Raw genomic sequence first — 13,709 nt, forward strand, 5'->3', positions numbered from 1 at the left:
GAGAATGCCGACACCGGATGAATATCGAGCGAGGGAGCTCGAAAACGCCGCGCGAAGCGGAGTGGAGCGCTCGTCGAGCACCACAGGGAACTTTGTGAAGGTTGGCGTGCCTGTTGCGGCCATCGCGTTCGTCGGATGGTTAGTCTATTCGTCGCAGCATCAGACGACCAAATCCATGACGACGCCGGAGAAGGAGGATTTCGCGACGACGAAATATCCGGCGCCGTCGATCGACCTTCCCGCCACGGATCTCGGGAAAGTGAGTCTCCCGCCACCTCCGCCCGATCCCCAGACTCCGCCCCCGCCAGTGGCGCCGCCATCGGCCTTGGCGCCTCCTCCTTTTCCAGAGCCGCAGCTAGTGGATGACGATTCCGAGGCGCGCAAGCGCGCTGCGGAAGAAGAGAGGCTCAAATGGCAGCGTCTACGTGCGCCGCAACTGGTTCTCGACGGCGGGATGGGGAATGCGAAAGCGCCAGGGGCGGAGAATGGAGGCACCGTCGGTGGAGGCGCGGCGGCCGACGAGGACGGCAATCGTCGGTTTTTGGCGAGCGCCGGATCGGCCGGCGTCGAAAAGTCGGTCGCGACGAAAAATGATCGAATAGACGCGCTCGTGGCTCAGGGGACGATGATCCGAGGCGAGCTGCTGAGCGCCATCCAGAGCGATCTGCCCGGCTCGGTAAAGGCGATCACGAGGGAGGATACATATTCATTCGACGGAAGGAGAGTGCTCATACCGAGCGGATCGACGCTGCTCGGCGAATATCGCTCTGGTCTAGCTCGGGGACAGACACGCGTTTTTGTCGTTTGGACTCGGCTTCTTCGTCCTGACGGAGTTTCTGTTCAGCTCGGCTCGATCGGCACGGACGACCTTGGTCGAGCGGGCGCCCCGGGATTTGTGGACGAACATTACGTCGAGCGTTTCGGCTCGGCCATCGCGCTCAGCGTCATCGGCGGGGTCGCGCAGTTCGTTTCGACTCTCGGGCAACAAAGCCAGCTGAATAACAATCAAACACAGAATTACACGTACACAGATCCTGTGACCGGCGCCCAGACGACAATCTCGTCCCAGCCCAATCAGAATTTGCTCAACGCACGTCAGATCGGCGCGCAACAGATTTCTCAATCCTTGACCAGGCTGTCGGAAGAGGCCTTGCGCAATTCGATCAACATTCCTCCGACGATCTACGTGGACCAGGGGGAGCGGATCGTAGTCTTCGTGCGAAGAGACCTCGATTTTTCGGCGTTCTACCCGGACCCTGTCAAGGAAGCGCTACGGGAGTTGAAACGTGAACGCGAAGCCAAGGCTCGTCGATAACACCGTTGACGCAAAGACCATCTTCCTCGATCAGGCATTGTCGCCAATTAGGCGCTGGCTAGATGACGATTCGATCGTTGAGATCGTCGCCAACGGACCTGGCGTGCTCTATGTCGAAGTGATGGGCGACTCGGCGATGCGCCGTGTCGAATGCAGCGAAGCGACGGGTGAATGGTTTCGACATCTCGCGGAACGTGTCGCCGGCTATTCCGCTCAGAGTGTAAATAGCGAGCACCCGTTGTTGTCTGCGGCGCTTCCGGGCGGGGAGCGGTTTCAAGGCGTGTTGCCGCCGGCGACCACGGACGGGGGCGGCTTTGCGATCCGCAAGCAAGTCATCAAAGAGTTGACGCTGGACGATTACCGTAAGATGGGCTCGTTCGATCGCGCGAAAGTGTCCAGCGCTCATGAATTGTCTGCCGTCGATGTGTCCCTGTGCGAGGCGTTAGACTCGGGGCGCATAGAGGATTTCATTCGCATAGCGGTCCGCGAACGGTATTCGATCCTTTTGTCAGGCGGAACGTCGAGCGGAAAGACAACATTCTTGAATGCAATTTTGAAAGAGATACCCCTCGACGAGAGAATCATTACGATCGAGGACACGCGCGAGGTGAAGCCCTTGCAGCGGAACTTTCTACCTCTCGTCGCTTCGAAAGGCGATCAGGGCCAAGCGCGCGTGACGATCGAGAGCCTTTTGCAAGCGGCAATGCGTTTGCGGCCAGATCGGATTTTTCTGGGCGAAATTCGTGGGTCGGAGGCGTATTCCTTTTTGAGCGCAGTGAACACGGGTCATCCCGGATCGATCACTACGATCCATGCGGACAGTCCATCAGGGGCCTTCGAACGATTGGCGCTGTTGGTGATGCAATGCGGTCTCGGGCTGCGGAAAGACGAGATCATATCCTACGTCCAATCTGTCTTGCCGATCGTTATCCAGCAAAGCCGGATTGGTGGCTGGCGCGGCACGTCGGAAATCTATTTTTCTCGAATGGCCGCGTGGCAAGGACGGAGGGGGTCGAATGCTGCGAGTTTGGGCCGATAGGATCGGACTCTTTGTCGTCACCACGATCGTTGCTTTCGTCGTCTGGATCGTCGCCTATGAGATTACGGTCGGGGCGAGACATAACCCGCGTGATCCGAGCGACGGAAAAAGCCGCTGGGCGCTCGTGCAACAACAGTTTTCTGGGCGCGATATGTCGTCGCTCGGCGCGGATACTGTCCTGCTTGCGCCGTCGCATTTCTGGCGCAGAGTTCAATATCCAGGCACGAGAGACGAGGCGCTGAAGCGGGGAGGGATTGCCGTCGGCGTCGTGTTCGCGATCGGCGCCGCCTTGTTCATTCTCACGAAGACGATGGCGCCGGCGAAGCACAAAGGGGATGCGAGCTTCGGCACAGTGCTGGATGCAGCGAAGCGGCGGATGACAGGAAAGCGCGGAATTATATTGGGCGTGCTGAACGGCGGGTTCATTCGAAACGCCGATCCGGCGCATCTTCTGATTGTCGGACCGACGCGTTCCGGCAAGGGCACCGGGTTCATTCTTCCAAACGGCTACGACCATGACGGCTCGTTCGTATTTTGGGACGTGAAAAGGGAAAACTTCGATATTTTGTCCCGGTTCCTTCGCGACAAAGGCGTGAAGGTGTTTCTGTTTTCGCCCGGTTCGGCGAGCACGCATCGGTACAATCCGCTCGATTTCATCCGGCGTGATGAAAACATGCCGACCGACTGCATGGTGGTCGCGGGATTTCTCGTTCCCGAGCGTGCTGACGACACATGGTCGGGCTCTGCTCGTATGCTGCTGTCGACTTTGATCGGTTATGTATTGACTTCCCCGAATTGCGAAGGCTCACGTCACCTCCGGGGCGTCGCGAGGATGACGACGACGGGCAAGGACGTTTCGAGTCTGCTCGCACGGTTGGTGAAGAGCGAAGGCCCCTTGTTGCCGCGCTGGATCGTCGATGGGTTCAATCAATATGTCGCGCTCGAGCCGGAGACGCGCAACAGCGCCGTGTTCAACGTGAACATGGCGATGAACCCGTGGAACAATCCTCTCGTTTCCGCGTCGACGGCAACTTCGGATTTTGATCTGCGCGAGTTCCGTCAGCAGAGGATGGCGGTCTTTGTGCATTGCGGCCTCGCCGAGCTCGTTCTTTCCGGCCGGTGATCCGCATCATGTTTCAGCAGATCCACGACTTGATGATGAACAAGCGGCCGTCGCGGAGGAACGGCATGAAGTGTTGATCATGCTGGACGAGTTCTACCACCTCGGCCGCATGGATTCCTTGATAACGAAGATCACGATCTCTGCCGGATATAAATTTCGTATGGCGATCATCATACAGTCGCTGTCGCAGCTCGACGAGCTCTACGGTAAGGCGATCCGCGCGTCGACGCTGGCGGGATCGCAGGTGAAGCTGTTTCTGGCGATCGACGATCTCGAGACGGCGAACTACGTGTCTGAGCTTCTAGGCGATCGAACGATCAAGGTCGTGACGCCAGTGCGACGCGCAGGGCAGGATGGTTCACGAGCTCGACGGAGAACATTCACTACGAAGCACAGCCTCTCCGCAACCCGCAAGAATTGCGGGGAAATGGACCCGCGCGAGGCGATCCTCGTCGTTCGAAGCGCGAAGCCTTTCGTGCTGCGCATTTTGCGTCACTATGAGGACTCGCCGTTTGCGAAGTTCTATGCGCGATACCACGAGGCTCCGATGCCGCTCCCGCAGCTGGAACGGTGGAAGGATCGCGATATGGGGCCGCTTCTCGCCGGGCGAGAACCGAGGACGCGAAACCGGATAAGCGACCTGTGGCGACTGGATCAGATCACGCGCTCCCGGAGGAGTCGGGCTATGTGGCGATCGACGGCGACAATGAGCCGCCTCCAGAGCCGGATTCCGATGTCCGCGCCGCGCGGCCGGCGATCGGTGGAATGAGCCGGCGGCCGTCGTTCCTTCGGCGGAAACGGCGAAGATCGACGACGTCGAACCGTCGAAGGGGACGAGTGAGCCACAATTGACCGTTGACCAATTGTCCATAGGCGCTGTCTTGAAAGCGGTCGAGGGTGTTCAAGCCGATGACGGGCAAAAGGTGATCGAATTGTTGGACGCGCTCATCGAGGGTGGGGTCATGGAAGACAGAGCGCTGCTCGAGTTGAGAAATCTGCTTAACAAGCAAATGGACGAGGTCCGGGCTGCTGCATAGAGATCGAAGAGTCATGGGCGGACGCTGCTTGCAAAAGTAGCCCGGTTCATTGAGAGCGCCTGACGCTTCGAGCGCCGAGGCTATACTGAAGTGAGACGACGAAAGGATTGTGGAATGCGTAAATTTGCACAGGCTCTCGTAATTACGGGGTTTGCGTCCGTTTCTCTGTCTGCGTGTCAATCGGTGCAAGAATCTGCGGCGAACGCTGAATATACTTGCGAAGCCGCAGGACTGAGACCAGGGACAAGGCGCTTCGAGCGATGTGCGCGCGTGAACTATGCGCAAAATCGCGCTCAATCGGACCAGGCGGCTGCTGCGGTGGCCACGGCCGCCGCGGCCGGTGTGATAGGCGGAGCCGTGATCGGCGCAGCGACGGCGCCGCGCTATGGCTACTACTACGGGCCTTATTATCGGCCATATTGGTGAGCTTCCTGAGAGTGGAGAGGAAACGTGAAAAAGGCCCGCGATTGCGGGCCTTTTTTCGTCGATTCGGGCTGTCGCGACGTCAGGACATTTTCTGTCCATGGGTTTGCCGCTGCGGGCGCTCTTCGACTTTCATCTCTTCGGCAAGACGCTCCTGCTCGCGACGGAGCGCGGCGAGCTGGTCATCCTGCGCGAGGCTTTGCGAGATTACCTGAGCGGGGTTCTGCTCGATCTGTCGGGCCGCTTCACGCGCAGCGATCGCTTCTCGCTGCTCTCGCGCGGCGTCACGTTCGGTGATGGCTGCCGCTCGGCGTTCGTCGAGCAAGTCTTTCGCGCTCGTCGCGTCGAGCCCGGCGTTGGCCTCGTCTCTACGTTCGGCCGCGGCAGTCACATCCGCCACGCGTCCCGCCGCTTGCGCCTCTTGGGATTCGGTCCTTGCGAGTTCTTGCGCACGATCGACCAGCTGCTGGCCGCGGACGCCGGCGACCGCTTGCACGGTCTGTGCCGAAACGGCCTGAGCGCCTTGCTCGGCCAGCCGTGTGAAGTCAACTCGCGTAGCGAGAGTTTCGAGGTAGCGCCCGGACCTTTCGAGGAAGGTCTCGCGTGTGGACGGGTCGAGGGCTTGAGACGCCCTATCGACGATGTCATTCAAAGTCGTGAGGTCGGAAGACAATTGTTCGGATGTGGCGCCGGCCATTGGTCCCTCCTGTGAATGATATGATTCTACACGAATTGCGATTTTTGCAAGGATGTCTCCCGCGGCAGCGGACATATTGACACGTCTGAGCAAGTCGACCGCGGTCGTGTTCGTCGGATTCGCCTTGGCGACGTCGAACCAGGCGCTGCGAGCCTCATTGACCGCCATGCGTTGAGGTTCGCCGGCTGGTAATCGAATGGGGTTCGTGTGCGCGCGATCGATACGACGCCGCGCGTTTTCGATGAGAGTTTGGTTTGCCGGATCGCGCGCATAAGCGCGGTCGCGCGCTTCACGCCCGGGCCGGGGACGCTCCGCCGCATCTACGATTGCTTTGTCCTTCGGACCGTAGCTTTGGGACGACGCGCGCTCGGCCGCCGAGGTCGCGACGATCTTCAGGCCTTGAGTCTGCGCGTGCTCCGCGAATACCTCGCGCCATGCCCGAAAGTCCTGCGGACCGGGGTGAATTTTCACACCCTCGGCGTTCCGAACCGCGACGATCGCGTGAGCGTGGACATGGCCGGCGTGCTCCTTGTCGGTGTGAACGCCGAAGATGAATTTGTGATCCGAGAACTGCTCGTGGAGGAAGCCGCGGACGGATCTCGAAGGCGTCGACGTCGGTTCCGGCCTTCGACGAAATGATGAGATGCATCGTGTCGCGGGGTTTGAAGGAGCGGAGATCCGCGCGCCATGCGCGCGACTCCGCCTGAATTGAGGAAGGGTCGGAGAGGGTCGCGCCCGACCCGGAAGTGGCGGGCCCGCGATCGACGAGCTGGGTGAGGCGGTGAACGACGCTCGATTGACCATTGCCCGGCGCGCGGGCTCGATGCTGAGGCGGTGCTGGCCAATGCCGGTCGCTTCCTCGATGCGGGCCTTCATCCGCGCCTCGGATTTCGGCGCAAAGACTCGCTCGGCGAAGGCGTTCTCGGGGTCTCCGATCGAGCGGGTGGTCACTGTGAACCGTTCCCGCTCCTCGATCGTCTTGGCGAAAGGCACGCCGTCTCGCCAGTCGGTCTCGGTTCGCATCCCTAACGTGCCGGCGAACGCGACGACGGCGCGTCCTTCGATGGCGCCGCCGGGTAGCTTTTCGATGCGATATGCGTAGCTGTGGCCTTTGAAAGCTGCCGCCATCGCCTTTCCGAGCGCTTCGCGATCGACGGCGGTATCGTGCAGGCCTATGACGCCCAGCCGCACGGAACTCACGTCCTGACTTTCAGCCCTTTGCTCGAAGTCCTTTGACCATGCGGCGATCTCCGCATTGATGGCCTCGCGGCCTTTCAATTCCAGGCCGTCATGGCTTTCGAGGTGGACGTCCTCGCGATCGACATAGTTCGCGGTCGCGGAAGCGCGTGAGGCTCCATGTGCGTAAGATACGACCTTCACGACGGCGGGCCGATAGCCGCCCGCCAGCGCGCCGGCCCGCGATTGCAGAGAGGCCCCACGCCCTAGAAACGCTTCCGTACGCCCGCTGGATGCGGCGCCGGACGAGCGAGGGGCTTTCGCGGCCCCGCCGTGCGGCGCGTTCGGCAGGCTGCGGCGCTTTTCTTCGTCCTCGCGCCCGGTGATCGTGGTTCCACGAAGCGCGCGATCGGTCGCGTGGGGAAGGGGATTCGGGTCCGCCGGCGAGGCGCGCGAATGTTCCCGGATTGGGCGCGAGCGGCTTGGAGCTCGCGCAGGTCGCCTCGGCGCGGATCGTTCCAAAATCTCCCGATCTCGGTCCTTCGCGGTGGCTGTCGCGGTTCGCGCGCGCGACGCGAGGCGGTTCATTTCCTCGACGAGATAGACTCGGAGATTTTGCTCCATCAGCCCGGTTCTCTCTCGGCGAGAGGCTTCAGGCCCGCGGATCGGCGCAGCCTTGTGCCGTAAGCGACCGTCATTTCGTGAATTCTCACGTCGAGATCGGTCAGAGCCTGGTGAGTGGCGCGGAACAACGCCTCGTCCTCGGCGAGCTGCGGCGCGTAGCCGAGATTAATGCCTTTGACGATCTGCGCGATGTTGCGGCCGATCGCCCGCAGCTCCTTGGAGACGGCTCGCAAGCTCGCTGCGTTGTCGACGGAGAGCGCTGGTCCCACGTCGAGCGCCGCCCGCGTGAGCCGACGGATCAATTCCGATTTTCGACCCCGAATAGCCGACACGCTTGATCAAGCCGGGCGAAGTCCTCGGCCGTCATGTCGGCCTGAACGCGCCGCTTGGATCGTGAGGGCTTTCGGGTCTGCACCATTGCGGGAGTTCGGGGCGAGGGGGCAATTCGCGCGCCGTGGCGCGCGCCGCCATGGCTCGACCGCGCTTGGCAAAGCGCCTGGTCCGAGGCATACTCAACAAACCGGTATCTTGTCAAATAAGAAAAAACTCTATTGCCCCTTTCGCCTTCGTTTCACTTTCGAATTTCCGCTACCGAACGCCTCTCATGACCAAAACAGGCAGTTCTAAGTCATTTCACGATATATCAAGTCCATTATGGAATACTCCCTGATGATTCCAGACACTTAATCCCAGAACCTGACTACTCCAACACAGTACCAGAGACAGTCCCAGACATTCTATTGGCGCGCCGCAGCCGATCTGATAGCTTCAGCTTCCGTTAGGAGGGAGAACACATGTCCGAAGACGAGAGCGCTCCAATGGTCGTAGACGTCGACCGCCTGCGAGAGGCCGTGAAGAAGGTGCGCGCTCGATCGAAAATTGCGCTCCTGCGTCAAATCCTGCCGGAGCTCGAGCTTAAGGAGAGGGAAGGAGCGACCGCCGCAGACCTGGTAGCCGCGATGTCGGAGGTCGGGCTTCAGATGTCGATCGGGACATTTTGGAAATACCGATCGAGGCTCCGAGCCGAGGGACGGCGGGGAAGCAAAGGGCGTTTGGAAGCGCCGGAGGGTTCGAAATCGAGCGCTGTGGAGAGGTCGTCGTCGGCTTCATCAAATGATATGGTGAACGATGCGCGACGGACGATTATGAGAGAACCGCGGCGATGCTCGACAAAAAGAAGCGAGACGACTTCGCAACTCAGTTCATGGAAGCGGAGAAGCCGCTAAAGCGCTGGCTCCGCCGCACAGGGAGATCTGAAGAATGAAGATTGCTGTGATGAATTTTTCTGGAAACGTCGGCAAGTCGACCATTGCGAAGCATCTGCTGCTGCGCGCATAGCGAACGCTGAATTCGTGACAGTCTATCAATGCGGAGAAGGGGATGGCGAGGCCATTCGAGGAAAGTTCGCAAACGATGGTGAATTCGACGTCGGATCGTCGACCGTGAATTGAATTCGAATTCTTCTTTCCGGCTAAATTACAGCTGAATTTTCGAATGTCATCCGTGATTCGAGGCTTGTTTACGCCCGAGTTCCCGACAAGGAAACCAAAAAAAAAAAGTCGAAACGATTGATTTTCTCGTCGAATTTTTCGAACGCAACGATCAATTTAGCTTTTCTTAGGAATTGTCGAGCTCGACGCTTTTGGCGCGCTCGAACGCCTTTTTTTCTCCATTTGATATACGATTTCTTTGAGTTCCTTATGGCATTTTTACGACGATCGGAATAGAAGCAGAGCGATACTTTCGCTTTCAATGTACGACGGTTCGGGGAGTCGGGTTAGCTCGCCTCCGTTCCGCGAGTGGCTTATGGACCTATGATTATGAGTCATTCGATTTTTTTGGCCGACGTGGATCGGCCCGGAGAAGGCTTCGATGCTTTAGTAGAGAGTGGGGACGAGTGGGCGCTGACACTCGGCGTCCCGAATACGACGGTGACGTTTCGGCTGAGGCGCAAGGATTTGAACCAGCCCTATAAGGGTGAGCTCGGCGGTCGCTGGTTTCAGTTCATGCCCGGGGAGGCGCCGGCTCGGCGAAAACAGCGCGTGGGTTAGACCATCGGAGTATTTGCGAGGCGTGCGGCATTTTGATCGAAAGCGGGCGACCGAAGCCGCCCGTCGAGCGTCGGCTATTTCCAAAAATGCGCGACGACAGAAGACGCCGCGATCATTGCGCCGACGACGCCGATCGCTTTGTAGATCGTGGCGTTGAACTCGGCCGCGAGACGGTTTGCCGAGTTTGCGATCTCTGTTCGCAAGTCGGCACCGGTGACGTCGATTTTGGCGTCGACCTTCGTGATGTCGCTGCGGAGCGACGCCTCGACTTTTTCCAAGTCGCTTTTGGTCGCAACGGACTCGCGCAAGGCTTGATCTAGGCCTTCGGCGTGGGCGCGTGCGACGTCGTCCGGCACACCGGCGGCTTTGAGCCGGTCGAGGTAGACGAGCTTGTCGAAAGTGACCGAGTGGGCGTTCATGGCGGTGATCCTATCAGAAAGTGGGGCGCGAGGGCAGGGCCGCCCACTCGGGGCGGCCCGGAAGGTTCAGGCGCTCTTCGGCAAGCGGCTGAACTCGTCGCAAATGAGTTCCACGGTGTAGACGGTCTCGCTGGCGCGATCGTAGCTGTTCTGGCGCAGCCGACCTTCGACGCGGACGTAGTCGCCCTTTCCGACTTTCTCGGAGACATATTGCATCGTGCGCTTGTCGAACACGACCACCTCGTTCCAGTCGGCTTCGTCGACCCACTCGCCGTCCTTCTTTGTAGGAAGCGTTCGCGGCGATCGAGATCCGCATGTTCTTCTCGAACGTCTTGATATTGCCGACGCGGCCGATGATGTGGAAACGGGCCATATCGAACATTGTCTCACTCCATTTTTCTGCGAAGGAGCCATCTCCCTCGCGATGGAGGCGCTAAACGGCCAGAAATTGTCGGGGCAGAGCCCGAGCCGCAGGCGAGGGGCCAGCGAAGCGCCGAGCCACGTCCGGACGCGGGAATTTTGAAGCGCGCTCGCGCGCGATCGCGAGGAATTGGCGCGGCACGCGCCAAGGGGAAAATTTTCGTGTCCAGTGGCCGTCGCCCGGACAACGGGACGTATGCGTTGACGACATGCGAAGGGAGAGGCGTCTCAGAGCTTATCCAGAGAGAGACTCTCGATGGCGCATCTTCACAGTATCCCTCCGGCGGCGGCCGCCTGGCGTTGATTGCGGTTTTTGAGATAGCTGCCTGACAGGTGGCGCGATGATCGTGTCCGCTTCTATTACAAGTGGACACTATCGCCGATGTCGCGCAATGATGATGATCCCCCAGCTCTCCGGCGCCGATCATGGTCTCTCGAAGAGAAGCGCCGGATCGTCGACGAGAGCCTCGAGGTTGAAGCTTCGATCGCCGAGGTCGCGCGGCGGCACGACCTCAACACCAACCAACTCTTCACCTGGCGTCGGCAGTTCGGCGTCGTCCCGACCGCGCCGCAGGATCTCGCGCCGATCCTGCCCGTCACGATCACGTCGGACACGACGACAGAATGTTCCCCTCCAGGGCCGACCGGCCAGATGGAGATCGTTCTCGCCGAGGGGGATCGGATCCTCGTGTGGGCCGATGTCGAGACCGCCGCGCTGTCGCGGGTCGTGAAGGCGCTGCGTCGATGATCCCTCTGCCGGCGGGCTGCCGGGTCTGGATCGCCACCGGCCACACCGACATGCGGCGCGGCATGCAGGGGCTGGCTCTTCAGGTGCAGGAGCAGTTGAAACGCGACCCGCACGCGGGTGACCTTTACATTTTCCGCGGGCGCCGCGGCGATCTCGCGAAAATCCTCTGGCACGACGGGGTCGGCCTGTCGCTTTACGCCAAGCGGCTCGACCGCGGAAAGTTCATCTGGCCCTCGGCGAACGCGGGCGCGGTGTCGATCTCGGCCGGGCAGATGGCCTATATGCTCGAGGGGATCGATTGGCGGAATCCGCAACTCACCTGGAGGCCACAAAGCGCCGGGTGAGGCCGAAAAAGCTGGGGTCGGCTGCATTTTGGGGCGCCACAAATCGCGCGTTTTATGATTCACTTCGCCTCATGGACGCCGCCGCCCGAGCCCTTCTCGACGAAAACGCCGTGCTGAAAGCGCAACTCGCCGTCGCGCTCGCCAAGGCGTCGGAAGACATGGCGCTGATCGCCGCGCAGAAGCTCCAGATCGCCAAATTGCAGCGGCAGATCTATGGGCAGAAGTCGGAGCGCTCGGCGCGGCTGCTCGATCAGTTGTCGCTGGAGCTCGAAGAGCTGGAAGCGAACGCGACGGAAGACGAACTCGCCGCGGAGCGCGCCGTCGCCAGGACGACCACGGTCGCCGGCTTCGAGCGCAAGCGGCCGGAGCGCAACCTTTCCTGACCACCTGCCGCGCGAGCGCGTGGTGATCGAGGCGCCGAAGGCCTGCGGCTGCTGCGGCGGTTCGCGCCTGCGCAAGCTCGGCGAGGATGTGACGCGGACGCTGGAGACGACGCCGCGCCAGTGGAAGGTCATCGAGACCGTGCGGGAGAAGTTCACCTGCCGGGACTGCGAGAAGATCACCCAGGCGCCGGCGCCGTTCCATGTCGTCGCGCGGCTGGGCGGGGCCGAGCCTGCTGGCGATGATCGCTTTCGAGAAGTTCGGCCAGCATCAGCCGCTCAACCGCCAGTCCGAGCGCTATGCTCTCGAAGGCGCGCCGATCGCCTTGTCGACCATGGCCGACGCCGTCGGCTCCATCTGCGCCGCACTCGATCCGCTGCGGCGTCTCGTCGAGGCGCATGTCCGCAGCCGAGCGGCTGCACGGGGACGACACCACGGTTCCCGTGCTGGCCAAGGGCAAGACCGACACAGGCCGCTGCTGGGTCTATGTGCGCGACGACGCGCCCTTCGGCGGCGCCGGGCCGCAGCGGCGATGTTCTATTACTCGCGCGATCGGCGCGGCGAACATCCGCAGGGCCATCTGGCGAACTGGTCCGGCATCCTGCAAGCGGACGCCTATGACGGCTACGGCAAGCTGTATCTGCCGGGGCGCGAGCCCGGCGCGATCTGCGAGGCCGCGTGCTGGGTCCATGCGCGGCGCCGTTCTTCGCAATGGCGGACATCGACGAGAATGCGCGGCGCAAAGCGGCGGGGAAAAAGGAAATCCCGCTCTCTCCGATTGCCGTCGAGATCGTGCGCCGGATCGACGAGCTGTTTGCGATCGAGCGGTCGATCAACGGCAAGAGCGCCGGGGAACGTCTCGCCGTCAGACAGGCGTCGAGCCGCCCTCGTCGACGCGCTGGAAAACTATCTGCGCGAACAGCTCGCCAAACTCTCGCGTGGGCACGATCTCGCCAAGGCGATCCATTACATGCTGAAGAGGTGGCCGGCCTTCACGCTGTTCCTCGAGGATGGGCGCGTGTGCCTGTCCAACAATGCCGCCGAGCGCGGACTGCGCGGCATCGCCTTGGCAGAAAAAGCTGGTTGTTCTGCGGCTCCGACCGCGGCGGCCAGCGTGCCGCAGCGATGTACAGCCTGATCGTGAGCGCGAAGATGAACGGCGTCGATCCGCAGGCCTGGCTCGCCGACGTTCTCTCGCGCATCGCCGGACATCCAGCGCATCGGCTCGATGAACTGCTGCCGTGGAACTGGCGAGCGTCGGCTCCGCGCGCATCGGCGCTGGCGGCCTGAGCATGCACGTCAACAAGGTCGATCATGTCACGACCGTCGAACGCGTCGCAGAGCGCCTCGGCGAGAGCGTCGACTTCATCCACGACGTCGCTCTCGAAATGGACACCGAGGACGGCGTCATCTGGGTCTACGGCATCGGAGACGACGGCGTTCTCGCATTCACCGACTTCGGCATCGAAACTCTCGTCGAGCTCATCGAAATCCACAAAGACCTGAAGTCGCGCGCTGGCGCCTGACGCTTCAGCCCATCGCCTGCGGCCCACGCCGGATGCTTACTCTTCACACAACGGCTCTACCGCGATCGAGCGTCGACTGGATTCACCATGCGCCGATTCCCGCCGCCTGCCGTGCTCCGCCTGAAGGCGATGGCGACGAGGACCGAACGCGGGCGAGTGTCGAGACAGCGATCTCGCGCAACAACCCGTCTGGCGATGGAAGACGTTCGCGACGATAGGCCGCCGTCAGGCGCGACCAGAACGCACGCACAACAATGCGCGGCCCGACGTCCCCGCGGAAACTGCGAAGAAAGCGCTGGCTCGAAAGAACGCGAAACCGAAGCGGCCACGATCGGCGGGCGGCCCTCGACCTAGTGGTATCGCTTCGCTCGCCGGCGCCGCTGCAT

At 61.3% G+C, this 13,709-nt stretch carries 13 protein-coding genes and 1 pseudogene; 10 read left to right on the plus strand and 4 right to left on the minus strand.

The annotated features are described in order from the left end of the window. Positions 1 to 4: 4 nt before the first annotated feature. From virB10 to IY145_RS25945, 6 genes are all read left to right on the plus strand, one after another. Positions 5 to 1,315 carry a type IV secretion system protein VirB10 gene (virB10, locus tag IY145_RS23765; RefSeq protein WP_196410706.1) on the plus strand — a complete coding sequence of 437 codons (1,311 nt, stop codon included), beginning with the start codon at positions 5 to 7 and terminating at the stop codon, positions 1,313 to 1,315. Next, entirely contained in the window at positions 1,287 to 2,354 is a 1,068-nt protein-coding gene (gene virB11, locus IY145_RS23770; RefSeq protein ID WP_312030650.1) for a P-type DNA transfer ATPase VirB11, read from the plus strand. Before virB10 ends, virB11 begins: the two co-directional genes overlap by 29 nt. 310 nt (positions 2,355 to 2,664) lie before the next feature. Beyond that, complete coding sequence (locus IY145_RS26220) at positions 2,665 to 3,477, plus strand: type IV secretory system conjugative DNA transfer family protein (protein ID WP_196410768.1); 813 nt, start codon at positions 2,665 to 2,667, stop codon at positions 3,475 to 3,477. Then, complete coding sequence (locus tag IY145_RS26225) at positions 3,434 to 4,246, plus strand: type IV secretory system conjugative DNA transfer family protein (RefSeq protein ID WP_196410769.1); 813 nt, start codon at positions 3,434 to 3,436, stop codon at positions 4,244 to 4,246. Before IY145_RS26220 ends, IY145_RS26225 begins: the two co-directional genes overlap by 44 nt. A 79-nt stretch (positions 4,247 to 4,325) precedes the next feature. After that, on the plus strand, positions 4,326 to 4,514 hold the full coding sequence (locus IY145_RS23785) for a hypothetical protein (RefSeq protein ID WP_196410770.1): 189 nt from the start codon (positions 4,326 to 4,328) through the stop codon (positions 4,512 to 4,514). Positions 4,515 to 4,784: 270 nt separating this feature from the next. Continuing rightward, positions 4,785 to 4,940, plus strand: coding sequence for a hypothetical protein (locus IY145_RS25945; RefSeq protein WP_246722409.1), 156 nt, complete (start codon positions 4,785 to 4,787; stop codon positions 4,938 to 4,940). 79 nt (positions 4,941 to 5,019) lie between these two features. Here the strand turns inward: IY145_RS25945 and IY145_RS23795 are convergent, their stop codons facing one another. From IY145_RS23795 to IY145_RS25950, 4 genes are all read right to left on the minus strand, one after another. Beyond that, positions 5,020 to 7,434 (minus strand): relaxase/mobilization nuclease domain-containing protein, encoded by a 2,415-nt coding sequence (locus IY145_RS23795; RefSeq protein ID WP_196410771.1) that lies wholly within the window; start codon positions 7,432 to 7,434, stop codon positions 5,020 to 5,022. Beyond that, positions 7,434 to 7,736 carry a hypothetical protein gene (locus IY145_RS23800; RefSeq protein WP_196410710.1) on the minus strand — a complete coding sequence of 101 codons (303 nt, stop codon included), beginning with the start codon at positions 7,734 to 7,736 and terminating at the stop codon, positions 7,434 to 7,436. The genes IY145_RS23795 and IY145_RS23800 overlap by 1 nt, the downstream gene beginning before the upstream one ends. A gap of 1,823 nt (positions 7,737 to 9,559) precedes the next feature. Then, on the minus strand, positions 9,560 to 9,841 hold the full coding sequence (locus IY145_RS23805; RefSeq protein WP_196410714.1) for a hypothetical protein: 282 nt from the start codon (positions 9,839 to 9,841) through the stop codon (positions 9,560 to 9,562). Positions 9,842 to 9,970: 129 nt separating this feature from the next. Continuing rightward, positions 9,971 to 10,318: a single-stranded DNA-binding protein gene (locus tag IY145_RS25950; protein ID WP_246722415.1), complete on the minus strand. Its 348-nt coding sequence runs from the start codon at positions 10,316 to 10,318 to the stop codon at positions 9,971 to 9,973. A gap of 388 nt (positions 10,319 to 10,706) precedes the next feature. On the opposite strand from IY145_RS25950, the gene tnpA reads away from it, so the two are divergent. The 4 genes and pseudogenes from tnpA (at position 10,707) to IY145_RS23830 (ending at position 13,323) form a co-directional block, all read left to right on the plus strand. Next, complete coding sequence (gene tnpA, locus IY145_RS23815) at positions 10,707 to 11,072, plus strand: IS66-like element accessory protein TnpA (RefSeq protein ID WP_026597645.1); 366 nt, start codon at positions 10,707 to 10,709, stop codon at positions 11,070 to 11,072. Then, positions 11,069 to 11,416 (plus strand): IS66 family insertion sequence element accessory protein TnpB, encoded by a 348-nt coding sequence (gene tnpB / locus IY145_RS23820; RefSeq protein WP_026597646.1) that lies wholly within the window; start codon positions 11,069 to 11,071, stop codon positions 11,414 to 11,416. The genes tnpA and tnpB overlap by 4 nt, the downstream gene beginning before the upstream one ends. Before the next feature lie 71 nt (positions 11,417 to 11,487). Then, a pseudogene (gene tnpC, locus IY145_RS23825) lies at positions 11,488 to 13,087 on the plus strand (IS66 family transposase). 2 nt (positions 13,088 to 13,089) lie between these two features. After that, a complete protein-coding gene (locus IY145_RS23830; protein ID WP_026597733.1) occupies positions 13,090 to 13,323 on the plus strand; it encodes a hypothetical protein in 234 nt (77 codons plus the stop codon). The last annotated feature ends 386 nt before the right edge of the window (positions 13,324 to 13,709 follow it).

Source organism: Methylosinus sp. H3A, assembly GCF_015709455.1.
Taxonomy (GTDB): Bacteria; Pseudomonadota; Alphaproteobacteria; order Rhizobiales; family Beijerinckiaceae; genus Methylosinus.